This is a genomic window from Bradyrhizobium sp. SZCCHNS1050 (genome assembly GCF_032484785.1).
Classification (GTDB): Bacteria; Pseudomonadota; Alphaproteobacteria; order Rhizobiales; family Xanthobacteraceae; genus Bradyrhizobium.
In genome coordinates, this window is sequence record NZ_JAUETR010000001.1 from 4104775 (window position 1) to 4126842 (window position 22068).

General features: G+C 61.6%; 19 protein-coding genes and 1 pseudogene. 12 read left to right on the forward strand and 8 right to left on the reverse strand.

The genetic code is table 11. The features are described from left to right. Position 1: 1 nt before the first annotated feature. The 4 genes from QX094_RS18590 to QX094_RS18605 are packed head-to-tail and all read right to left on the reverse strand — an operon-like array spanning position 2 to position 4095. Entirely contained in the window at positions 2 to 850 is an 849-nt protein-coding gene (locus QX094_RS18590; RefSeq protein WP_316174919.1) for an ABC transporter ATP-binding protein, read from the reverse strand. Beyond that, positions 847 to 1893, reverse strand: coding sequence for an ABC transporter substrate-binding protein (locus QX094_RS18595; RefSeq protein ID WP_316174918.1), 1047 nt, complete (start codon positions 1891 to 1893; stop codon positions 847 to 849). The genes QX094_RS18590 and QX094_RS18595 overlap by 4 nt, the downstream gene beginning before the upstream one ends. A gap of 49 nt (positions 1894 to 1942) precedes the next feature. Continuing rightward, complete coding sequence (locus QX094_RS18600) at positions 1943 to 3160, reverse strand: CaiB/BaiF CoA-transferase family protein (protein WP_316174916.1); 1218 nt, start codon at positions 3158 to 3160, stop codon at positions 1943 to 1945. Beyond that, positions 3160 to 4095, reverse strand: coding sequence for a hydroxymethylglutaryl-CoA lyase (locus tag QX094_RS18605; protein WP_316174915.1), 936 nt, complete (start codon positions 4093 to 4095; stop codon positions 3160 to 3162). Before QX094_RS18605 ends, QX094_RS18600 begins: the two co-directional genes overlap by 1 nt. 101 nt (positions 4096 to 4196) lie before the next feature. Between QX094_RS18605 and QX094_RS18610 the strand changes: the two genes are divergently transcribed. Then, the gene (locus QX094_RS18610; protein WP_315714191.1) at positions 4197 to 5105 is read left to right on the forward strand and encodes a GntR family transcriptional regulator; all 909 of its coding nucleotides are present in this window, start codon (positions 4197 to 4199) and stop codon (positions 5103 to 5105) included. 391 nt (positions 5106 to 5496) lie between these two features. On the opposite strand, the pseudogene QX094_RS18615 reads toward QX094_RS18610, so the two are convergent. Then, positions 5497 to 6215, reverse strand: a pseudogene (locus QX094_RS18615) (AAA family ATPase); the annotation flags it as partial. A 186-nt stretch (positions 6216 to 6401) separates the two neighbouring features. On the opposite strand from QX094_RS18615, the gene QX094_RS18620 reads away from it, so the two are divergent. From QX094_RS18620 to QX094_RS18640, 5 genes are all read left to right on the forward strand, one after another. After that, a complete protein-coding gene (locus QX094_RS18620) occupies positions 6402 to 7061 on the forward strand; it encodes a TetR/AcrR family transcriptional regulator (RefSeq protein WP_316174913.1) in 660 nt (219 codons plus the stop codon). Positions 7062 to 7236: 175 nt separating this feature from the next. Further along, positions 7237 to 8844 carry a DUF2306 domain-containing protein gene (locus tag QX094_RS18625; protein WP_316174912.1) on the forward strand — a complete coding sequence of 536 codons (1608 nt, stop codon included), beginning with the start codon at positions 7237 to 7239 and terminating at the stop codon, positions 8842 to 8844. A 151-nt stretch (positions 8845 to 8995) separates the two neighbouring features. Then, entirely contained in the window at positions 8996 to 9454 is a 459-nt protein-coding gene (locus tag QX094_RS18630; protein WP_315714194.1) for a 4-oxalocrotonate tautomerase family protein, read from the forward strand. Between the two features lie 976 nt (positions 9455 to 10430). Continuing rightward, on the forward strand, positions 10431 to 11633 hold the full coding sequence (locus QX094_RS18635; RefSeq protein ID WP_316174910.1) for an ABC transporter substrate-binding protein: 1203 nt from the start codon (positions 10431 to 10433) through the stop codon (positions 11631 to 11633). 63 nt (positions 11634 to 11696) lie between these two features. After that, the gene (locus QX094_RS18640) at positions 11697 to 13373 is read left to right on the forward strand and encodes a long-chain-fatty-acid--CoA ligase (protein WP_315714196.1); all 1677 of its coding nucleotides are present in this window, start codon (positions 11697 to 11699) and stop codon (positions 13371 to 13373) included. Between the two features lie 53 nt (positions 13374 to 13426). On the opposite strand, the gene QX094_RS18645 is transcribed toward QX094_RS18640, so the two are convergent. After that, complete coding sequence (locus QX094_RS18645) at positions 13427 to 13945, reverse strand: helix-turn-helix domain-containing protein (RefSeq protein ID WP_315714197.1); 519 nt, start codon at positions 13943 to 13945, stop codon at positions 13427 to 13429. 245 nt (positions 13946 to 14190) lie between these two features. Between QX094_RS18645 and QX094_RS18650 the strand changes: the two genes are divergently transcribed. Continuing rightward, entirely contained in the window at positions 14191 to 14817 is a 627-nt protein-coding gene (locus QX094_RS18650) for a 2-hydroxychromene-2-carboxylate isomerase (protein ID WP_315714388.1), read from the forward strand. 84 nt (positions 14818 to 14901) lie between these two features. Next, positions 14902 to 16101, forward strand: coding sequence for a CoA transferase (locus QX094_RS18655; RefSeq protein WP_315714389.1), 1200 nt, complete (start codon positions 14902 to 14904; stop codon positions 16099 to 16101). On the opposite strand, the gene QX094_RS18660 is transcribed toward QX094_RS18655, so the two are convergent. Next, a complete protein-coding gene (locus tag QX094_RS18660) occupies positions 16098 to 16775 on the reverse strand; it encodes a glutathione S-transferase family protein (protein WP_315714390.1) in 678 nt (225 codons plus the stop codon). The two genes, QX094_RS18655 and QX094_RS18660, sit on opposite strands and share 4 nt — an antisense overlap. A gap of 10 nt (positions 16776 to 16785) precedes the next feature. After that, complete coding sequence (locus QX094_RS18665) at positions 16786 to 17529, reverse strand: SDR family NAD(P)-dependent oxidoreductase (protein ID WP_315714198.1); 744 nt, start codon at positions 17527 to 17529, stop codon at positions 16786 to 16788. Between the two features lie 240 nt (positions 17530 to 17769). Here QX094_RS18665 and QX094_RS18670 point away from each other — a divergent pair, with 240 nt between their 5' ends. From QX094_RS18670 to QX094_RS18685, 4 genes are read left to right on the forward strand one after another with little or no spacing between them, the layout of a single operon-like run. Beyond that, positions 17770 to 18507, forward strand: coding sequence for an SDR family oxidoreductase (locus QX094_RS18670; RefSeq protein WP_315714199.1), 738 nt, complete (start codon positions 17770 to 17772; stop codon positions 18505 to 18507). 12 nt (positions 18508 to 18519) lie between these two features. Beyond that, positions 18520 to 19701, forward strand: coding sequence for an acyl-CoA dehydrogenase family protein (locus tag QX094_RS18675; RefSeq protein ID WP_315714200.1), 1182 nt, complete (start codon positions 18520 to 18522; stop codon positions 19699 to 19701). Positions 19702 to 19725: 24 nt separating this feature from the next. Then, complete coding sequence (locus QX094_RS18680) at positions 19726 to 20865, forward strand: acyl-CoA dehydrogenase family protein (protein ID WP_315714201.1); 1140 nt, start codon at positions 19726 to 19728, stop codon at positions 20863 to 20865. Positions 20866 to 20879: 14 nt separating this feature from the next. Beyond that, positions 20880 to 22064, forward strand: a complete 1185-nt coding sequence (locus QX094_RS18685; RefSeq protein WP_315714202.1) for an acetyl-CoA C-acyltransferase — start codon at positions 20880 to 20882, stop codon at positions 22062 to 22064. Positions 22065 to 22068: the final 4 nt, after the last annotated feature.

Here is a 22068-nt window from a genome sequence, read left to right on the forward strand (position 1 = left end):
CTCAGTCAGCCTTGGTGCGGCGGAATTCCTCGCCGAGGGAATGCCAGATATGGGAATAGAGCCGGCCGAACTCGGCGGTCTCACGCAGGCTCACGGGATCGCGCGGCCTGGGGAATGACACTTCGAAATCGTCCTTCAGGCGCCCGGGCCGGGCCGACAGCAGGATGATGCGGCTGGCGAGCGTCAGCGCCTCGCCGAGATCGTGGGTCACGAACAGCACGGTCTGCCGCTCGCGCTCCCAGATCTCGAGCAGGGTCTTGTGCATCTCCAGCTTGGTGTGGGTATCGAGCGCGCCGAACGGCTCGTCCATCAGCAGGATCTCCGGCGCGAGGATCAGCGTGCGCATCAGCGCCACGCGCTGCCGCATGCCGCCGGACAGCATGCGCGGAAAGCTGCGGCCGAAGCCGGTCAGCCCGGCCTTGCCGATGGCCTCGGTGACGCGCTGCGCGCGCTCCGGCTTCGGCACGCCGGCGATCTCCAGGCCGTAGCCGATGTTCTGCTCGACCGTCCGCCACGGAAACAGCGTGTCGCGCTGGAACACGTAGCCGACCCTGGGATTCACCTTGCCGGTCTCGACCGTGTCGCCGTCGATCAGGATGCGCCCGCCCGAGCGCGGCAGCAGCCCGGCGACCATGTTGAGGATCGTGCTCTTGCCGCAACCGGACGGACCCAGGAGGGCAACGAATTCGCCCTCCCGCACATCGAAGGTAACGTTGTCGACGGCGACAAATTCGCGGCCGCCGGTGCTGTAGGTCTTCATCAAAGCCTGCACCGCGATCCGGGTGCGTCCCGCGGCAGGGCTCTCCGCGCCGCGCACCGAGGCGAGGCCTGCGCCAGAGGGCGGCATCATTTGGTCTTCGCCTTCGCCGCCGCGAGGAAGCTGGGATCGACGATGTCCTCGTACTTGATCTCGGGAATGTCCGTCCCCTTGCGGTACCAGGGCTTGGCGCCGCGCGCATAGGACGCGGGGTCGATGCTGCCGTCATAGGCCCAGGTGGCGGTGTCGAAGCCGAGCTCGGCGCTGACCGCTTCGGGATCGATGCCGGAGAAGTACTTCGGCGTCACCAGCGCCTGGACCTCGGTGAGCGGCGTGGCCTTGACCCAGGCCATGGCGCGGGTGATCGCATTGACGAAGGCCTGCACCAGCGCCTTGTCCTGCTCGATCGTGTCCTTCAAGGCGTAGATGACGAGCACCGGGACCGTGCCGCCGAAATCCTTCTCGAACAGTCCGGGCTTGGAGGTGTCGTAGATCACCTTGCCGAAGCCCTTCTTCTCGACCTCGATGATCCAGCTCGGCGGCGCCATGATGGCGTCGAACTGCTTGGTCTGCAGCGATGGGAACATCGTGTTCGGTCCGCCGCCTGCGACCCAGTTCACCCTATCGCCCAGGCCGCGCGACTCGAACACATAGGTGCCGTAGACCCAGGTGCCCGATCCGATCGCCGTGGCGGCGACGATCGGCTTCGCACCGTCGGCGCGCCTGGAGGCGGCGAGCGCCTCGACCGAGGTGATGCCGCTGTCGTAGAGATCCCGGCGCACCACGATGTTGGCGTAGGAGCACACCATCTCGGTCGCCAGCAGGATCTTGCACGGCTTGCCGCGTGCCGTGAGCTGCAGTGGGTGGCTGGCGTCGCCATGCGCGAACAGCACCTGGTCGGCGGCGAGCGTCTGGCGGCCGAAGGTGCCGGAATTGCCGGTGAGGAGCTTGGGATCGAGGCCCTCGTCCTTGAAGTAGCCCTTCAGCTCCGCGATCATTGAGATGGCGTAGACCGGCGACACCGGTCCGAACGCGATCGACGCAGGCCGCGTCTCGGCCAGCAGCCGTCCTGGCAGCAGCGAAGCGCCCGCGAAGGCCGCGCCGGACGCAAGCGCGCGGCGCCGTGTGATCGTCATGGAATCCTCCCGCAGTTCTTATGTTCTCGACGATGTGCGACGTGACCGCTCACCCCGGCGGCTTCACAGGCGAAATCGTTCTGTCCGCTTCCAGCACGGCAATCTCGTCGGACGACAGCCCGATCTCGGCCAGGACATCGCGCGTGTGCTCGCCGACATCAGGCGGATCGTAGCGGTTCGGCAGCCGCTGGCCGTCGAGCGACACCGGCAGCACCGGCGTCTTGGCACGACGACCGTCCGGCATGCGGATCTCGGTGAGGCCGCCGGATGCGTTGAGATGCGGATCGTCGAACAGGTCGCCGGGCTTGTTCACCGGCGCGTAGGGCAGCTCGAGCCGCTCCAGCACCGCGGCGAGATCGTCCTTGTTCCATGTCCTGAAGATCGCGGCAATCTCCGGGATCAGCCAGCCGCGATGATCGACCCGGCCCTGTGCGGTGGCGAAGCGCGGATCGTCCAGCCATTCCGTGCGCTCGAAGGCGCGACAGAACGCCACCCATTGCTCCTCGCCGACGATGGTCACGAACAGCTTCGAGCCGTCCTTTGTGTCGAACAGGTCGTAGACCGGCCACGGGCTGTCCTTGATCGAATAGGGGATCGAGGGCTGGCCGGTGACGACCTCGTACATCATGGCCTGCGCCATCAGGAACACGTTGTTCTCATACAGCGCGCTCTGCACGTAGCGGCCACGCCCGGTGCGCTGACGCTCGGCCAGCGCGGCCTGGATCGCGATCACCCCGAACATGCCGCCCATGATGTCGTTGACCGATGCACCGGCGCGCATCGGACGATCCGGCAGGCCGGTCATGTAGGCAAGGCCCCCCATCATCTGCACGACCTCGTCGAGCGCGAGGCGGTTCTCGTAAGGCCCGGGCAGATAGCCTTTCAGCGAGCAGTAGATCAGCTGCGGGGCAAACGCCGCCACGGACTCGTAGTCGAGTCCGATTCGCTTCATCAGCCCGGGGCGGAAATTCTCGATCAGCACGTCGCTGCGCGCGATCAGCCTGCGCGCAACATTCTGGCCCTGCGCCGTCGACGTATCGAGCGCGATGCTGCGCTTGTTGCGGCAGTAGGTGGCGAAGAAGCCGGCCGCCGGTCCCTTGAAGGAGCGGGTGCGATCGCCCTTGATCGGCTCGACCTTGATCACGTCGGCGCCGAGATCGGCGAGGATGAGTCCGCAGCTCGGACCCATCACCATCTGGCTGAACTCGACGACGCGCACGCCCTCGAGCGGCCGAAGCGGAGCGTCGTGCTCTCGGGCCGCGCCCATCACGCTGCCCTCCGCAGCACCTTGGGGATGCCGGCCTCGTGCAGATGGCCGGTGAGGTGCTTCGGCGCGATGTGACGGGCCAGGATCTCGCGCGTGAGCATCAGCCGGTCCAGATCGATCCCGGTCGATAGACCCATGCGTTCGAGCATGAACACGAGATCCTCGGTGACGATGTTGCCGCGGGCGCCCGGCGCGAACGGACATCCGCCGAGCCCGGAGACCGCGGCATCGAAGCGGCGGATGCCGGCCTCGAGGCCGGCGACCGCGTTCGCGAGGCCGGCGCCGAGCGTGTCGTGCAGGTGCAGGCGCAGCGTGACGTCCGGCCCGATCTCGCGCCGGACGGCCGCAACGACCTGCTTGACGAGCATGGGCGTCGCGTAGCCGACGGTATCGGCGAGCCCGATCTCGTCGGCCCCCGCCTCGGCGAAACGGCGCGCCAGATCGCAGACCGCCGCCTCGCTTACATCGCCTTCGAGCGAGCAGCCGAACGAGGTGGAGATCGCGCCCATCAATTGCGGCCGCTCGGCGGCCGGCCGGGCATCGATCGCGGCGCGCACGGCATGGAAGGCTTCGACCTGCTCGGCCACGGTGCGGCGGACATTGGCGCGGTTATGGGTCTCGCTGGCCGAGATCACGAAATAGATGGTGTCCACGCCTGCGGCGATGGCGCGCTCCGCGCCCTTGAAATTGGGGACCAACGCGCCGATCCTCGTCGCCTGATGAGACAGCGCATGGGCCATCACCGCATCGACATCAGCGAATTGGGGCACGACCTTCGGCGGCACGAAGGAGCCGGCATCGATCTCGCGCACCCCTGCGGCCGCGATGGCGTCGATCAGCGCGCACTTCGCTTCGGTCGGCACGAACATGTCGAGGTTCTGCAGACCGTCGCGCGGCGCGACCTCGCAGATATGGACGTCCGGCTCACGGATCATTGGCGTTGCTTCCCCGTCGCTCGCTTCTCGATTGTACATTTTTCATATAAAGAACAATCCGGCAGACGATCTGTCAAGCTGAAAGAGGTTTCCTCGGCATCATGACCGATTGGGACACATCGCCCTCCGCTGCACGGACGGGCACGACCGACCGCGCCGAGCAGCTCGCCGGCCTGATCCTGGCGTTCGCACGCCGCGAAGGCATGAAGGCCGGGGACCGCCTGATCGAGCAAAGGCTGGCCGATGCGCTCGACGTGTCGCGTGCGCCGATTCGGCTCGGGCTGAAGGCCCTGGAGGCGGCGGGGCTGGCGCGGGGCGAGCCCCATCGCGGCTTCGTGCTGACCCAAAACCCGACGAGCGGTGCGGCACGCCCGACGCTCGCCGCGGTGAGCCGCGCCGAGCAGGCCTATGCGGACATCGCGGCCGACGTTCTCGACCGGCGCATCGAGGCCGACGTCACCGAGGCCGAGCTGATGCGCCGCTACGAGCTGAGCCGCACCGAGCTGCAGCGCCTGCTCGATCGCATCGCGGCCGAGGGCTGGATCGCCCGCCTGCCCGGCTACGGCTGGCGCTTCGCCGAGACGCTGTCGAGCCCAGAAGCCCAGGACCAGGCTGCGGCCTTCCGGGCCGTGATCGAGCCGGCAGCGATTCTGCAGCCCGGCTTCGGGCTTCAGCAGGACGTCATCGCGAAGCTTCGCCAGCATCAGCAGCGCGTACTCGGTGGCGAGCTCGACAAGATGACGATCGGCGAGGTCTATCAGTCGGGCTGCGAGTTTCACGAGGAGATCGCGCGCGGCGCCCGCAATCCGTTCTTCGTCGAGTCGCTGCGACGCGTGAACTCGATCCGCCGCCTGTTCGCCTATCGCAGCTTCGCCGATCGAGATGGCATGCGCCGGCACGTCGAGGAGCATTTGCGCCTGCTTAATCTGCTCGAAGCAGGACGTAATCAAGATGCCGCCGAGCTGATGCGCAGTCACCTTCAGCGTCCGCTATCATCGCGCTTGCCTTGAGCTTTTTGGTTCCGCGGCATGTAGTCGGAGCGGAACAGCAAGTAGCAACTTCTGAGCCGTGCGATTGCGATCCCTGGAATGAGTAACAGCCGGCCCGAGCCGGCGCGTGCGCTTGTATCCGTTATACGGGCGACGTCGACTGAATCGGACTCGTGCGTTCAGCTTGCCTACAAAGACGTGCCGTCTCTTCCAAAGGCATTTCAACTGAGGCACCTGCCTTGGGTGGGAGCGGGTACCAAGCTTCCAAGCGCAGGTCGAGTATTCGTCTCAACCAGACCCGAAGCAAGCTGCCAGGATCGGATCGCGTCTGCTCCGAAGCAGTCACAAGCAAATCGTATTTTGCTCGAAAGTCGCTGGTGGGGCCATCTGCCGTGAGAACATCCGCGAACGGTCGTATACGCACAGCGAGTTTCGTCGCACGAGCGCCAATGGCGTTCAAACGGCGGTAAATCGGACGGGTGTCCTTGGCCCGATCCCGCGAGAGGTACGGACAAGCCGATCCTCATTGGCAAAGTCGTCGCGGCCATAATGCAGGTCCATGCTATGGCGGTGCCGCGACAGGGCTGCATGGCTGCTGTGGGCATCCATCCCCGGCGTCGCCAAAAGTTTCCCGCGCCGCGCTCGACCGTCATGGACACCTCGTCGCCCAGATCGCCGGCGGCCCGCAGCCGCCCGCGCGCAGTATCGTTGAGTGCGCGGACCTCGTCGTGATCAGATCGCCGCGCGCCTGCTCGCGGGTTTGGGCTTCATGCACAAAGCCGTTGGAGCGATAGGCCTCAAGCGCAACAGCGGTTTTGCCATTGGCGAGATGGCGTGTGGCGTTGCGCTGCCAATCTTCTCGCTGGCGGCGTACCTCGCCGATTTCCGCGCCGCCGTGTCGTTCGTAAATCGAGCGGAACGCCGCGGCCGCCTCAATGGATTGCAGCTGCTGGGGATCGCCAACCAGCACGACTTTCGCGCCAGTCTCTGCCGCATGGATAGGACGCGCTCCAACTGGCGCGTGCCGACCATACCAGCCTCATCGATCACCAGCGCATCGCGGGTCGTGAGCAGGTCGCGGCCCTGTTGCCAGCCATGCGGTGCGCTGCTTTGGATGGCCGACAAGCGCCCAAGCGGTCAGGGCGAGCGAGCTATGGGCCGCAAAGGGGAAGCAAGCGTTCGAGGCGGACCCGACGACATACGAGGGGACAGATTGAAGTGTGCCAGAAGTTCGTTGTGATGCACGCCGAATAACACTTTTGAGGTTTTTCTTTTGAGCTTCTGTAGCGCGCAACGATAGTGGTAATACTATCAATTATGGCTACCGGCACGGCGTTTCCTGATCTCCGCACCAAGTTGATTCATACCACGATCAAGCTGCTGGCCGAGCAAGGTCCGGCGGCCGTTCAAGCTCGGTCCGTGGCCAACGAGGCTGGCGTCTCTACGATGGCTGTTTACAGCCATTTCGGAGGCATGCCGGAGCTATTGCGCGCAGTTGCCGATCAAGGGTTCCGATATCTGGCCTCTGCCTTTGAGGGGACGCCGAAGACCGATGATCCCGTTACCGACGTCTTCCGTTTGGCGTTGTGTTACCGCGACGTGGCCCGGCAGAACCCGCACCTCTACGATCTCATGTTCGGGCTATCAACTCGAGGAGCCTATCGGGCGATCGAGTATGATCCTACTCCGCCGTCTCGCTCGGAATCCCCTGCATTTCAAGAAGCCTTTGGCCATGTGGTTCGAGCCGCAACTCGTCTTATCAAGGCTGGCCGGATCCGCGACGATGATCCGAATGTCATCGCGGTACAGCTGTGGGGCTTCGTGCACGGGTTCATTACCCTCGAATTGGCTGGCCTCTTGGCTCGCTTTGATGACAGCGTCGAACAGATCCTTTTCCCGATGGCAATAAATATGTTGGTTGGCCTCGGCGACACGCCGGAACGCGCCGTCACCTCCATGATGCCATGCCTCAGGTGAGGGCATCCGCTCTCTGTTGATCCTTACGCCCGTTCCCTGAAACGAATAGGGACATTCAGCACTCCTTGCGTCGGCACTATAACGATGTTATTATCGGTTAATAACATCGTTATGACTGCTCAAGCAGTGAGACGCCAGCATCTGAACTGGCGCTCGTAACAGAGGGAGGATTTGTATGGCTGTATCAGTTCTGCCTGATTCGCCTCAGGGCCGGTCGACGCCGCTTGTTCGGCTACCAGCAATTCCGTTGCGCGTCTGGCTGCTCCGCGCCATCGCGCTGGCGCTCCTCCTGGCTGCGTCCCTTGATGGGTTCGCGGCGATTATGGCGGGGATCGCGTATTACAAGGGAGCCGGGAATCCTGAGATTGCTGCAAAGCGCATCGCGCTGCTGAACGCCGCCGAAGCCGGACAAGCCGTGGATACTCCCTCAAAAGTCGAGGAGTACGCTGGCAGCACGGTCGCGCTGGTGGGATCGGTCAGTTCGTCCACTTATGCTTATGGCAAGGAGAGCATCGCCGAGCATCTCCTTGTCTACAATGTCATGAGCAAGGAAAAGGCCGCAATGCTCATGGTCCATTCCTTGCTGGGCGGCGTGTGCATGCTTTTCGGCGGCCTGCAATTCTGGCCCGCTTTTCGCCGCCGCTTTCCCAAGTGGCACCGCATATCCGGTGGCATCTATATCGTCGTACTGCAGGGCACGATGATCACCGCCATGATCCATCTTGTGCGCACGTCGGTTGCCGACACGCTGGATCATCTGTTTTTCCACGTGGGACTGTGGGGCCTGGCCCTGGGCATATCGTTCAGCCTCTGGATGGCCGTACATGCGTTGTGGCGCAAGCAGATTGCCAACCACCAAGCCTGGATGTGCATAAGCTACGGGCTCTTGCTGAGCACACCCATCCAGCGTTACGGCTGGCTGCTTTTTGGAGCGCTGGATCCGGACATCCGCTTTACCGAAGCAAATTATGCCGTCACAGGGGTGCTGATCCCCCTTTCTTTGACGGTCGGCTACCTTCTGTTTACGATCAACCGCTGGGTGCAGCCGGTTCGCCGGGCCGAGTCCGCAAGCATGACTGCGGCTTCCGAAAAGCGCGCGCGTCTTGCACGCAACCTCGCGCTCGTGAGTTTCCCCGCCCTCGTCGCCGCCGCCGCCATTGTTGTTCAATACTACATGGTGACCCCCGCGCTGGAGCAGGCTTTCAGCGCCCGAGAATTGGTCCCGGCGGGTGTCATCCACCTTCATGACACCGTGATTGCAAGCGATGTCGTAAGCCGCGCCACGTTTGCTCTGGCGACGTTAGTTGGTTTGTTGAGCGGAGCGCATCTGCTGTGGATCGCCTTCGTCCGACGGCAACCGAAAGGTGTTCTGGTTGCGTCGTCCTGGGCGTTGGCGTTCTCCGGCGCCGTCGCGGGAATTGTGTTGATGTACTGGGGCCTGCGGATGGGTATGCCGAGCTTCGCTACCCTTGCAGGCGGTTCGATGCACATGATTGGAGGAGCCGCCACTCTGTTGTTCGCGGTTCTGCTTGCCTTCGCCTTGCGCCGCGGAGAGGTGGCCTGGGTCAAGGAATGGGGCGTATTCGTCCTCGCCTGCATCGCGGCTACGCCCACCTTCTACTTTCTAATGCCCGTTATGGGCGCGTCCGGATTTGACGCACAGTGGGTGAGGGAGGGCCACATCTTCCGCCTGGCCCTCGCTGGCCAATGGTTGGTGGCGATAATGGGCGCCTTCATCTACGCGGCCTATGGACAAGCAACCCAAAGCAGACTGGCTCGCTGAAACCGGAGCCGCGGTGGCCATCAAGGGCGGGGACGAGTCCTCCTCGCCCACGCGCCGCGACGTGCAGAGCCCGACCCCACCAGTCCAACTGGTGCGATAACCAGAGGTTTCTCCTGATGGGAGAGGCCACCTACAAAAAGGAGTGATGTCAATGCCAACCTATTATTGCTCCAGCATCGAGGGACGCCTTTCGGGCAGGCAGAAGAGTGCGATTGCGGCTGAGATCACGCGGATCCATGCGGAGGTGACGGGAGCGCCGACCTACTTCGCGCAAGTCATTTTCGACGACGTGAAAGCTGAGAACTACTTCATGGGCGGCGCGCCACTGACGCATGACCAGGTGTTTGTCTACGGTCACATCCGAGGCGGGCGCGCCGCGATCGACAAGACACGAATGATCAAATTGATGGCAGAGGCCGTCGCGGTTGCCGCCTCTGCCGCGGATCACCGCAGCGTATGGGTATATGTCGGCGAGCTTCCAGCGCGGCAGATGATCGAATTTGGTCACGTACTGCCAGAGGCCGGCGATGAACCGGCGTGGACGGCCAATCTGCCGGCAGCGGATCGCGATTTCATGCAATCCGTGGGACCGCAGACAAAGGGCAAATGACAGAAGGGCGGCAACGCCCGCGCCGCGGTTAGCTCGTCGGCAAATAGCGCTCGGACTGCCTGCAAGAGGCTGGCGATTCGATACGCGAAAATGTCAATCAGGGAAGGTCTTCAATGCGTGGCTATACCCGATTCGACATCGACGGCGCTGGGTGGAACCGCTTGGTGGCAACGCGATCCAGGTGATCAATCCCGCCGGCGAGCAGCCGGCAGGACTAATCACTCTAGGAGCGGCTGCGGACGTAGATCGCGCTGTGAAGGCCGCGCGAACGCATTTGCCAGCGTCTCCCGCGGCAGCCGCCAGGAACGGATCGATATCCTTTCCAGAATTTTGAACGTGTACGCGAGGTGTCATGCTGATCTCGGCGCCGCTCGGCAGCAGGTCCCAGCAACAGACCCGGCGGTCGTTGCGCGCACGGTCGGAGATGAACGCGCGGCGCCGGCTCGTCCAGTCCGTAGTAGTTGAGCCGAGCCCTCGCATGGTCGTTGAGGGGAACTCATATCGTGGGCGAGCCTTTCGGCGGCGACTTTGGTCGTCCGAAGGAGCCAACCGAAGTCGGTATGGACGATCAAAATCGAGAGATGTGGCTTGGCTGCGGCGCGTAAGAGCGTGAACGTCTGCTCGCCACCGGTCGGACCCGAAGTAGTTCTATAAAAGAATTGAAATCAGCTTTCGAAGGCGAGCCTCCAGGAGGTACGGTGGGTCAGGGGGCAGCGCACGCATAATCGCGGGCTGCAACAAGTAAATAGTTCAAAGATGACTTCATTTTTCGCTTTTTCGGCCGAAGCGAGCGTGCGCCTAGGTGGTCGTGAGCTTGAGCGGATGGGTCCCGCTCTGGCGATCGAGGGGAAGACTCGAGCGGCTTGACTAGTTCCAAAAAAGAACGTTAGATCGGCGAGGAACGACGGTCGATCAAGGCCGCGCTTTGTTGGATCGTGCCACTCGGGCATGCAATCCTCATTTTTGGGAGGAAGTGATGCTGGGGCTCTTCAGGTCTGCTTTCGCGGTGCTGCTTCTGGCGTTCGGGTCATCGGCTTCTGCTGCCGATATGCCGGGGATCACGCCAACGGAGATCAGGATCGGGGGCATCTTTCCCTTTAGCGGTCCTGCTTCGTCGATCGGTCTCGTTGGTCGAGGGCTTCTCGCGTATGTCCAGTCGATTAACGACCGCGGCGGAGTAAACGGCCGAAAGGTCAACTACATTGCGTATGACGATGCCTATAGCCCACCAAAGGCGGTTGAGCATGCGCGAAGGCTCGTCGAAAGCGATGAAGTGGCCTTCATGTTCAGCCAGCTCGGCACGCCCGGCAACTCGGCCACTGCAAAGTATCTGAGGTCGAGGGGCGTGCCGGCGATCGGCATCGTCTCGGGATCGAACAAGTTCACGAATGTGGCGGAGTTTCCGCTGACGACGACCAGTCTGGTCAGCTTCGACACCGAAGGGAAAATCTACGCCAGGTTCCTGACCAAGACGCTGCCGAACGCGAAGTACGCGATCCTGTATCAGAACGATGATCTCGGAAAAGACTACCTCAACGCTTTCAAGGGGGTCCTTAAAGACGAGTTCGACAAGAAGGTCGTCGCAATTGCCTACGAGGTCAGCGAGCCGACGGTGGATTCGCAGGTGGTGAGTCTCAAGAGTTCGGGCGCCGAGGCATTGTTGGTGGCTGGTACCCCGAAGTTCGCGGCGCAGGCAATCCGCAAAGCTGCCGAAATCGGCTGGAAACCGATGATCGTACTGAACTACCCATCAAGCTCGGTTGGCGCCACGCTGAAGCCCGCAGGTCTCGATAATTCAATAGGCGTCATCGTTGGAACGGTGGCGATGGACCCGACCGACTCGCAGTGGGATAACAACGACGGAATGAAGAACTTTCGAGCATTTGTCGCACGGTACTTGCCCGGAATCGATATCGCCGACACGAACTATCTGTTCGGGTATACGCAAGGCATGCTGCTCGAACGCCTGCTCAAGCAGTGTGGGAACGATCTGTCGCGCGAAAATATCATCGGGCAGGCCAAGAACCTCAAGAACGTCGCGCTTCCCACGCTGCTGCCCGGGATCACGGTCAATACAAGCGACAAGATCAACATGAATTTCACGCAAATGAGGCTACAGCGCTGGACCGGGACGCGGTGGGATCAATTCAGCGAGGTTCTCGATGCCAGCTCGGAGTGATGAGGTTGGTGGTGTCTCGCTAACGCCGGTGGCGTCAATCGCTGCAGCTGAAATGAGGTTATCGTGAAAGGATTGATGCAGAACCAGCCTTTGCTACTGTCCTCGCTCTTGAAGCATGCGGAGCGCGTCCATTCGCGGACGGAGATCGTTTCGCGCACCGTGGAGGGCTCGATTCATCGCTATACGTATGGGGATGCGGCGCGTCGCACCAGAAAGCTTGCCGATGCTTTGACCCGCCATGGGATCTTGCAGGGCGATCGTGTCGCAACTCTTGCCTGGAACACGTTCAGGCATTTCGAGATCGAGCATGGCGTCACGGGAATCGGTGCAGTATGGCATGCGATCAACCCGAGGCTTATCCCGGATCAGATCAGCTACATTGCTAATCACGCCGAAGACAAAATCCTGTTCTTCGACAGCTCGTTTCTTCCCCTCGTGGAGAAGCTGGCGGCCGGGCTTTCCTGCGTGAAGATGTTTGTCCTGATGGCGGATCGAGCCGGCATGCCAAGGACGACGCTGCCGAATTTGCTGTGCTACGAGGAATTCGTGGACTTGGGAAAGGAGGAGTTTGAATGGCCGGTATTCGACGAACTTTCGGCCTCCTCCCTGTTCTACACGTCGGGGACCACAGGCAATCCCAAGGGCGTTCTCTACTCGCATCGATCGGATATCCTGCATTGCCTCTGCATCTGCGGTGCGTACGCAATGGGCATTGCGCCGCGCGACACGCTTCTGCCGATGACCCCGATGTTTCACGCGAACGGGGCCTGGGGCCTGACCCATGCAGCTCCCATGGTCGGTGCCAAGCTGGTCCTGCCAGGACCCAAAATGGACGGCGCCGCCATTGCGGAGTTGATCGACAGGGAAGGCGTGACCATGACCGCCGGGGTCCCGACACTCTATTCAAACCTACTCCAGTACTTAGAGTCCAGGGGTACCGGTGCTGGGACGCTCGAGCGCATCATAGTTGCCGGTTCGGCGCCCGCGCCCAGCCTGATCGAGGGTCTTGAGCGCCTGGGCGTCTCGGTCAACCATCTGTGGGGCATGACTGAGACGAGTCCTTGCGGTACGTCTTCGCAGCCGTCGCGACGCACGGCGAGCCTTTCCCCGCAGGATCGGCTTCGACGCAAGACCAGCCAGGGGCAGCCGATCTACGGCGTCGACATCAAGATCGCTGACGAGCGGGGCAGTGAGATGCCACGCGACGGAAAATCCAGCGGCCGATTGATGGTGCGTGGACCGTGGATCATCAGCGGTTACTACGGGGAGGACAAGCCGCTGCTGGAGGACGGCTGGTTCAATACCGGGGATCTCGCTGTGATGGATGATGATAATTACATCCAGCTGACCGATCGCGCCAAAGACGTTGTGAAGTCAGGCGGTGAATGGATTTCGTCCATCGACCTGGAAAACCTGGCGAAGGGATGCCCGGGAGTCACGGAGGCGGCCGTGATCGGCGTTCCTCATCCGAAATGGGAGGAGCGACCGCTGCTTATCGTCGTGCCGACATCCGGAGCGACCGTAACGGCGCAATCGATCAGGGCCTATCTGGACAACAAAATCGCCAAATGGTGGATGCCTGACGATATCGTCTTCGTTGACGCGCTCAGCTATGGCGCGACGGGCAAGATCCAGAAGATGGAGCTGCGCCAACGCTTCTCAGGGCATTATTCCGCGCCAGCGCGAGGGGACAGTGCAAGAGTGCCACAGGGCACTTCAGCGCAGAGCAACGCATCGTGATGCGAACCTCATCGAGCCGTCGCCAGTCCCCGCCGAAAGGCAAACGCCCGGGATCACGCTGCTTGTCTGCGGGTCCTTGCCTTGCTCGGCTTCTGTTCGGGAGAGGCCTTCTCGAGCTTCCCGCGCGCGCCGGGGCCCGGATGGGTATGAACTTCCTTCGCCGACAGCGGTTCGCCGCATTCCGAGCACACCATTACGGGATCGAAGACCTTGCCGCATTTCTTATGCTCATGCAGCAGAGGTCGCCCGCGTTCGTCGACCATGTGCGTGTCGCCCCAATGGACGAGCGCCATCATGATCGGATAGAGATCGAGGCCCTTTTGCGTCAGGATGTACTCATGGCGCTTGGGTGAATCCTGATAAGGAATTCGCCGCAACACGCCGTTCCGCACCAGCTTCTTCAGCCGCTCGGCAAGCAGATGGCGCGTGATCCCGAGCGCAGACTGGAAGCCTTCAAATCGTCGGGTGCGCAGAAAGCATTCGCGTAAAATCAGAAGGGTCCAACGGTCGCCAATTACACCTATGGTTCGCGCCAGTGAACATGGCTCTTCCTCGAGGGCATCCCACTTCATTCGTACTTCTCCACTCTTCCAGCGACGGGTCGCTCGAATCGCCAACGCAACCGTCTTTTCAAGAACCATTCTAGATAGGGACTACGTTCCAAACAACCTCTAACCGATCTGGGCCAAAATAGCAGAAGCTGCCAGTTTATTGACAGTTCGTTTTTAGAACTGTATGAGAGTTGGCGATACGGTTCGTGCGGACCAAACATGACCACTTCAACAATGCCTATGCGGGAGAGGCCGGCGTGACAGCTCTGAAGGTTGAATTCCAGTTCGATTTCGGCAGTCCCAACGCCTATCTGGCGGAACGCGCAATACCTGGCGTCGAGCGACGGACAGGCGTGAAGTTTGATTATGTGCCGATACTTCTCGGCGGCATCTACAAGGCGACCGGCAACATGTCCCCGGCGGAGTCGCTGCACGGCATCAAGAACAAGCCCGAATACATGGCGCTCGAGACGCAGCGCTTCATCCGTCGCCACAACATCACGACATTTCGGCAAAACCCGTTTTTCCCGGTGAATACGCTGATGCTGATGCGCGGTGCGGTCGCCGCTCAGTTCGAGGGTATGTTCGAGCCGTATTTCCGGGCCGCTTACCATCACATGTGGGAGGATCCGAAGAAGATGGACGACGTCGAGGTGTTCCGCGCGGCTTTCAAATCCTCAGGGCTCGACATCGACAGGCTGATGGCACGAGCTCAGCAGGACGACGTCAAGAAGAGGCTCATCGACCTGACCACGGATGCGGTCAACCGCGGAGCATTCGGTTCGCCGACGTTCTTCGTCGGCAAGGAGATGTTCTTCGGCAAGGACCAGCTCCGGGACGTCGAGGAATCGATCGTCGAGCAGATGCGACAGCCTGCCGCCAGCATTGCGTGACTCGAAACGCAGCACGAGATAATGCGCCTGGCCGAAGGAGTTGGCGTAATGGCCGGAAGAACCAGCCAGGAGAGGGGAAACGTCATGCCAGGGCCGCTTAGCGGAGTTCGTGTGCTCGATCTGACCGGTGTGGTATCAGGTCCGTTCGCGACGATGTTTTTGGCCGACCAGGGCGCCGACGTGATCAAGATCGAGCCCATTGGTGGCGACATCACCCGCCGCAGCCGCGCCACCATCGACAAGCGCGGTGAGTTCTCGGCGTTGTTCATCTCATCAAACCGTGGCAAGCGTTCGCTTGCGCTCGACGTCAAGAGCGAAGCCGGTCGCGAGGTGCTTGCCAAACTTGTCGCGCAATCCGACGTGCTGGTGCAGAATTTTCGGCCCGGCACGATGGAACGCCTCGGGCTCGGGGCCGCCGAGTTGCGCGGCCGCTATCCGCGGCTGATTTACGTTTCCATCAGCGGCGTCGGCGAAACCGGCCCTTATGTCAAGAAGCGCGTCTACGATCCGATCATTCAGGGTCTCTCGGGGTTCGCCGACATCCAGTCGCAGCCCGTGACCAACCGGCCACAGATGATCAGAACCATCGTTTGCGACAAGACCACGGCCGTCATGACGGCACAAGCGGTTGCAGCAGCGCTCTATGCGCGAGAGAAGACCGGACGAGGGGATCACATCCAGGTCGCGATGCTGGATGCAATGATCTCCTACCTCTGGCCAGAAGGTATGATGCAATACACTGTGGTGGGCGCCGAGGCTGCTGCGGCCGATCCCAATGATCGCCCCGACCTCGTGTTCAAGACCAGCGACGGCTACATCACTTGCGGTACTATCTCGGATTCGGAATGGCAGGGGTTTTGTCGGGCGACAGGTGATCCGGAGCTTGGCACCGACCCACGTTTTGCGACGCCGGCGGCGCGTTCCGTCAATGCGACTGCTCGCATCAACAAGATGGCTGAATACATCGCGCAGCACAACACCGCCGAATGGCTGGAACGGCTCGATGCAGCGGACGTCCCCTGCGCGCCGATCCTGCGCCGTGGGGAGATCATTCACAACGAGCAGGTGATTGCGCGCGATCTCATTGCCGAGTTGGACCAGCCCAGTGTTGGTCGCATTCGACAGCCCAAGCCGGCCGCTCGCTTCGAAGTCAATCCGGCTGCGATCGGTGGCCCTGCCCCCCGAATCGGCGAGCATTCGCGCGAGATCCTGGGTGCGCTCGGCTATGACAATGCCGCAATCGAGAAGATGGCGACCGAAAAATCGGTCCGGATCTCGGGTTAAGCCGGCGGAGCTTTTGGCAGCACCGGCGTAATTGGAACGAGCGGAATGTTAGCTTCCTGGCCGAGCCGATAGGCAGGCCGGGCGTGGATGCGCTCCAGATAGGGCAGGGCGTTATCGCAGACGCCCACCTCATAGGTGATCGCCCATTCGAGACACGTGGTCAGCAGGATATCGGCGCTGGTGAACTGATCGCCCATCAGGTATCGGCGTCCATCGGCAAGCGCGACCTCCACATGGCGCAATTGCTCGCGGAAATACTCGCCTGCCCTGGCGACGACTTCGGGAGCAATGCCGTAGATGGTGCCAAGCCCATCTGCCCGATGGCGCCGCATTACATAGAGGCTAGTGGAATCAAGCTCTGCAACGATGAAGAAGCACCATTCCAGCCAGGCAGCATAGTCGCGCTGCTTTTCTGGGATCAGCGCCCGGTCCCGCGTGGAGTAAGTGCGTGACAGGTACGCGACGATAGCGGCACTCTCGCCGATGCAGAAATCGCCGTCCTGTAGCAGCGGGACCTTCTGCCGCGGATTGAGCGCGGTATATTCCGCCGTCTTGGTTTCCCCAGTACGCGGCCCGATCGGCTTGCTCGTGTAGGCGAGATCGAGCTCGTACATCGCCCAGTGCGCCCGTACGGTCCGGCTGGTGCCTGCTCCCCACAGCGTCAGATTCGGCATGGTGTCCATCTCACCATTTCTCCGCGGAAGGACGGAGGTCGAGTTCATGTGTCCAGCCATCTCTCGTCTGCCCGTGCGCGAACCAATAGGCTTCCGCGATCGATGATGTTTTCGTCAGGCTATCCGGTGGAATCTCGCTCGCCTCCATGCCTTTAGCCGCCTTCATGCGGGCATGGATCGCCGGGCTGTCGACGCCGGCATCGATAATGAGGTGCACCACGTGGATATTTTTTGGGCCCAATTCCCGGGCCATTGACTGCGCGACAGCGCGTAGACCGAATTTCGCGCTGGCGAAGGCCGCATAGCCCGTTCCGCCGCGGAGGCTGGCGGTCGCGCCGGTGAACAGGATGCTGCCCCGACCGCGCGATACCATGTAGCGTGCGGCCTCGCGGCCGACCAGAAATCCGGCGTAACAGGCGAGTTCCCACGCTTTAGAGAACAGCTTCTCGGTTGTCTCCAGTAAAGGCTTGTTGACGTTCGATCCGGCGTTGAAAAGGCAGACCTCGATTGGCCCGATCTCCTTCTCGATGCGCGCGAATATTTCCTGAACCCCGGATTCCTGGCGAGCATCGACACTAAAGGCGTGAATCCTGTGACCCGCCGCTCTCAGCTCCGCCACAAGCGCCTGCGATTTTGCTGCCTCCCGCCTGCAGATACAAACGGTATATCCGCCCTTCGCAAAGCGGCGGGCGACGGCCGCCCCGATCGCGTCGCCAGCGCCGACAAGTATCGCCACTCCGCGGGCTCTCGCCATCTCGATTCCTCCCGATCAGTTCTTATTTGAAACGGTTTAAATAGACTGTGTCGACGATGCTGTAAACGACGTATGCGAGTGATAGAACCAGTTTCGATGCACAGGCCAGATAAATCAATCTGAAAATGTCGATTGACGAGTTCTAAAAAAGAACGTTCAATCGTCGTTAGATGCGGTGAGTGAGCGGGCTGCCGGCGCTAAGCCAAAGACGCCAGATCTAGCCTGATCGGAGGAAAAGCCATGCAAAAGCGGAGCGCGACCGTCGCTGTGATCGGCGCCGGTGACTATATCGGTGCCGAGATCGCGAAGAAATTTGCTTCGGAAGGCTTCACGGTCTTCGCCGGTCGCCGCAACGGCGACAAGCTGGAGCCCTTGGTCAAGGAAATCGAGAAGGCAGGGGGCGAGATTCATGCGCGTTCGCTCGACGCGCGCAAGGAAGATGAGATCGTTTCATTCCTCGGCGATGCCGACAAGCACGCTCCGCTCGAGGTCTGCATCTTCAACATCGGCGCCAATGTCAATTTTCCCATTCTCGACACCACTGAACGGGTGTTCCGCAAAGTTTGGGAAATGGCGTGCTATTCCGGTTTTCTCGCGGGGCGCGAAGCCGCGCGGCTGATGCTGCCCCGCGGCAAGGGCAACATCTTCTTCACAGGCGCGACCGCCAGTCTCCGCGGCGGAACGGGCTATGCGGCGTTCGCCAGCGCAAAGTTTGGCCTTCGCGCGGTTGCGCAGGCGATCGCGCGCGAATTGGGCCCCAAGAACATCCACGTCGCGCACCTCGTCATCGATTCCGGCGTCGATACCGAATGGGTTCGCCAGAGACGGATCGAGGCGCTTGGGCCGAATGCACTGGACAATCCCGACCTGCTGATGCCCCCAGCCTCCGTCGCAGAATCGTATTGGCAGCTCTATCAACAGCCCCGCAGCGCGTGGACGTTCGAGATGGAAATTCGACCGTTCGGCGAAAAGTGGTAACGAGGCCTTTCGATGGAGCTTAAGCTTTCGAAAGAGGATGCTGCTTTCCGCGATGAAGTGCGTGCATTCATCGTGGAGCACTATCCGCAGGAAATGCGGGTGCCGAACCCGGAGACTGACCTGACCAAGGAGCAGACGCTCCTTTGGCATCGCATCCTCTACAAGAAGGGCTGGATCGCGCCGCTGTGGCCGAAGGAATATGGTGGGCCCGGCTGGTCGATCACGCAGCGCTTCATCTTCGAGCAGGAAACCAGCCGAGCCGGGACGCTGCCGCCTTTGGCATTCAGCGTCACCATGGTCGGGCCCGTCATCTACACTTTCGGTAGCAAGGCGCAGAAGGAGAAATTCCTGCCGCGCATTCTCTCCGGCGAGGACTGGTGGTGTCAGGGCTATTCGGAGCCCGGCTCAGGATCGGACCTTGCGTCGGTCAGAACCAAGGCCGTACGTGATGGCGACCATTACGTCGTCAACGGCCACAAGACCTGGACGACGCTGGCGCAGCACGCCGACTGGATCTTTTGCCTGGTGCGGACCGACCCGGCGGCTAAACCGCAGGCCGGCATATCCTTTCTCCTGATCGATATGAAATCGCCCGGCGTGACCGTGCGCCCGATCATCACCATCGACGGCAGCCACGAGGTCAATGACGTCTTCCTGGAAAATGTCCGCGTTCCGATCGAAAACCTGATCGGTGAGGAGAATAAGGGCTGGACCTACGCAAAATTCCTGCTCGGAAACGAGCGCACCAGTATGGCCGGCATCGGCCGTTCGACGCGCTACCTGGATCGGCTGAAGCAAATCGTGAAGGCCGAGATTCCCGAAGAAGATCCGACGTATCTCGAATTCGTACGGGATATCGCACGGATCGAGCTGGACGTGTTGGCCTTGGAAGCAACCGAGCTTCGCGTGGTGGCACAAATGGCCCGCGGGATCGATCCAGGCGCCGCCGCGTCGTTGTTCAAGATTCGGGGTACGGAGATCTTCCAGAACATCACCGAGCTGACGCACCGGGCAATCGGTAATTACGGTCTGGCGATCCGGGAGCATCCCGTCAGTGCCAACCGCTTCATGCCGGGCCCGGCCTACGGTCATACTGCGTCCGAGAAGTACCTGAATTCACGCAAGCTCTCAATCTACGGCGGATCGAACGAGATCCAGCGCAACATCATCGCCAAGGCCGTGCTCGGACTTTAGGCCGAGCGGAGTACGGGGGATCGGATGGATATTCAGTTCACAGAAGAGCAGGCACTATTGCGGTCCAGCGTGCAGCGGCTTCTGCGGGATCGATACGACTTCGAAGCGCGTCGCAAGATCGTAGCCAGCGAAGAAGGCTTCAGTCGCAAGCACTGGGCCTCGTTCGCCGAACTCGGCCTGCTTGCCGCACCTTTTTCGGAGGATGCGGGCGGCCTCGGCGGTGGCCCCCTGGCGACCATGATCGTGATGCAGGAATTCGGCCGTCACCTCGTGGTCGAGCCATTTTTGGAGACGGTCGTTCTGGCCGGCGGCCTGATCGAGAGTGAAGCCTCGCCTGCACAGAGGGATCAGTTCATTCCCAACATCATCTCCGGGAAATCAATCTGGGCGCTGGCCTGGGCCGAAAAGGGCTCGCGCTACGATTTCGCTGACGTCACCACAACGGCGCGCCGCGAAGGTAGTGACTATGTCCTGAACGGCGAAAAGGCGGTCGCGATCGCGGCCCCCTGGGCGGATTACCTGATCGTCTCAGCACGCACCTCGGGCCACCGTCTCGATTCGGAAGGCGTCAGTCTGTTCATCGTTGATCGTCGCGCCGCCAATCTTCACCTGCAAGGCTTCAAGACGATCGACGGCCGCCGAGCGGCCGAGGTCAGCCTCAAGGACGTGCGCGTCGGCAACGATAGCTTGCTAGGCGAAGAAGGAGGGGGCGCTGGCGCGCTAGAGGCGATTTCCGAACGCGTCATTGGCGCGCTGTGTGCCGAGGCCGTCGGCGCGATGGCCGAATTGAACTCGGCGACGCTGGAATACACCAAGACGCGAAAGCAGTTCGGCGTGGCGCTCGGCACCTTCCAGGTTTTGCAGCATCGGATGGTAGACATGTTCATCGCGCATCAGGAAGCGGTGTCCCTGATGCAGCATCTCAACTTAGGTCTGGCGGCAAACGAATCGGGCCTATCGAGACTGGCGTCGGGAGCCAAGGCAAAGGTCGGCTACGCCGCTAGATTCGTGGCCGATCAGGCCGTGCAACTGCATGGCGGCATGGGCATGAGCGACGAGCTCAATGTCGGCCACTACTTCAAGCGGATTTCTTCCATCAACATCCAGTACGGCGATCCCGCATTCCATGTTCTGCGCTATGCGCAGACCGATGCGGCCGCTTAAATCAGAGGCAAAATATGACAGAAGCAGTCATCGTATCGACCGCGCGCACCGGGGTCGGGAAGGCCTACCGCGGGGCGTTGAACAACACCGACGGACCGACCATGGCGGGCCATGTGATCGCGGAAGCCGTCAGGCGCGCCAAGATCGAGCCCGGCGAAGTCGAGGACATCGTGATGGGTTGCGCGATGCAGCAGGGCACCATGGTTATGAACGTCGCTCGCAAAGGCGCGATCCGTGCCGGATTGCCGGTGACGGTTGCCGGCACGACCATTGATCGGCAATGCGCATCCGGCTTGCAGGCCATCGCGGTCGCCGCGCGCTCGATCATGCTTGACGGCGTCGATGTCGCCATCGGAGGCGGCATCGAATCCATCAGCCTCGTCCAGAACGAGTATATGAACAAGTTTCACGCTGTCGACGCCGATTTGATGGCGATGAAGCCGGAAATGTACATGTCGATGCTGGAGACCGCCGAAGTGGTCGCCGAGCGCTACAAGATCGGGCGCGACCGCCAGGATGAATATTCGCTCGACTGCCAGCGTCGCGTCGGAGCCGCGCTGCAGGGTGGGCGCTTCAGTGACGAGATCGTTCCGATCACGACGAAAATGGCTGTCGTCGACAAGGACACCAAGGAGATCTCCTACCAGGAGGTTACCCTGGCACAAGACGAAGGTCCGCGCCCGGAGACCACGGCCGAGGGCTTGGCCAAAATCAAGCCGGTGTTCGAAGGCAAGACCATCAGCGCCGGCAATGCCAGCCAGCTCTCCGATGGCGCGTCGGCTTGCGTAATCATGAGCGACAAGATTGCTGCAAAGAAGGGAATCCGGCCGCTTGGCATTTTCCGCGGCTTCGTCGCCGCGGGTGTCGAGCCCGACGAGATGGGTGTCGGGCCGGTGGCCGCGATCCCTCGCTTGCTGAAACGGCACGGCTTGCGAATCGACGATATCGATCTGTGGGAGCTGAACGAGGCCTATGCGGTTCAGGTGATCTACTGCCGCGACAAGCTGGGCATTGATCCGGACAAATTGAACGTCAACGGTGGGGCGATCGCCATCGGCCACCCCTATGGCATGACGGGCTCGCGACTGGCCGGCCATATCCTGATCGAGGGCCGGCGCCGCAAAGCGAAATTCGGCGTGGTGACGATGTGCATCGGCGGCGGTATGGGCGCGGCCGGACTTTTCGAGATCGTGCACTGATCGG

Excerpts from the sequence above, each read along its gene's own strand:
- QX094_RS18630 (WP_315714194.1), top strand. The coding sequence starts at position 8,996 with ATGCCAACCTATTATTGCTCCAGCATCGAGGGACGCCTTTCGGGCAGG.
- QX094_RS18605 (WP_316174915.1), bottom strand. The coding sequence starts at position 4,095 with ATGATCCGTGAGCCGGACGTCCATATCTGCGAGGTCGCGCCGCGCGAC.
- QX094_RS18660 (WP_315714390.1), bottom strand. The coding sequence starts at position 16,775 with ATGCCGAATCTGACGCTGTGGGGAGCAGGCACCAGCCGGACCGTACGG.
- QX094_RS18670 (WP_315714199.1), top strand. The coding sequence starts at position 17,770 with ATGCAAAAGCGGAGCGCGACCGTCGCTGTGATCGGCGCCGGTGACTAT.
- QX094_RS18645 (WP_315714197.1), bottom strand. The coding sequence starts at position 13,945 with ATGAAGTGGGATGCCCTCGAGGAAGAGCCATGTTCACTGGCGCGAACC.
- QX094_RS18595 (WP_316174918.1), bottom strand. The coding sequence starts at position 1,893 with ATGACGATCACACGGCGCCGCGCGCTTGCGTCCGGCGCGGCCTTCGCG.
- QX094_RS18685 (WP_315714202.1), top strand. The coding sequence starts at position 20,880 with ATGACAGAAGCAGTCATCGTATCGACCGCGCGCACCGGGGTCGGGAAG.
- QX094_RS18665 (WP_315714198.1), bottom strand. The coding sequence starts at position 17,529 with ATGGCGAGAGCCCGCGGAGTGGCGATACTTGTCGGCGCTGGCGACGCG.
- QX094_RS18680 (WP_315714201.1), top strand. The coding sequence starts at position 19,726 with ATGGATATTCAGTTCACAGAAGAGCAGGCACTATTGCGGTCCAGCGTG.
- QX094_RS18675 (WP_315714200.1), top strand. The coding sequence starts at position 18,520 with ATGGAGCTTAAGCTTTCGAAAGAGGATGCTGCTTTCCGCGATGAAGTG.
- QX094_RS18625 (WP_316174912.1), top strand. The coding sequence starts at position 7,237 with ATGGCTGTATCAGTTCTGCCTGATTCGCCTCAGGGCCGGTCGACGCCG.
- QX094_RS18590 (WP_316174919.1), bottom strand. The coding sequence starts at position 850 with ATGATGCCGCCCTCTGGCGCAGGCCTCGCCTCGGTGCGCGGCGCGGAG.
- QX094_RS18610 (WP_315714191.1), top strand. The coding sequence starts at position 4,197 with ATGACCGATTGGGACACATCGCCCTCCGCTGCACGGACGGGCACGACC.
- QX094_RS18600 (WP_316174916.1), bottom strand. The coding sequence starts at position 3,160 with ATGGGCGCGGCCCGAGAGCACGACGCTCCGCTTCGGCCGCTCGAGGGC.
- QX094_RS18635 (WP_316174910.1), top strand. The coding sequence starts at position 10,431 with ATGCTGGGGCTCTTCAGGTCTGCTTTCGCGGTGCTGCTTCTGGCGTTC.
- QX094_RS18655 (WP_315714389.1), top strand. The coding sequence starts at position 14,902 with ATGCCAGGGCCGCTTAGCGGAGTTCGTGTGCTCGATCTGACCGGTGTG.
- QX094_RS18620 (WP_316174913.1), top strand. The coding sequence starts at position 6,402 with ATGGCTACCGGCACGGCGTTTCCTGATCTCCGCACCAAGTTGATTCAT.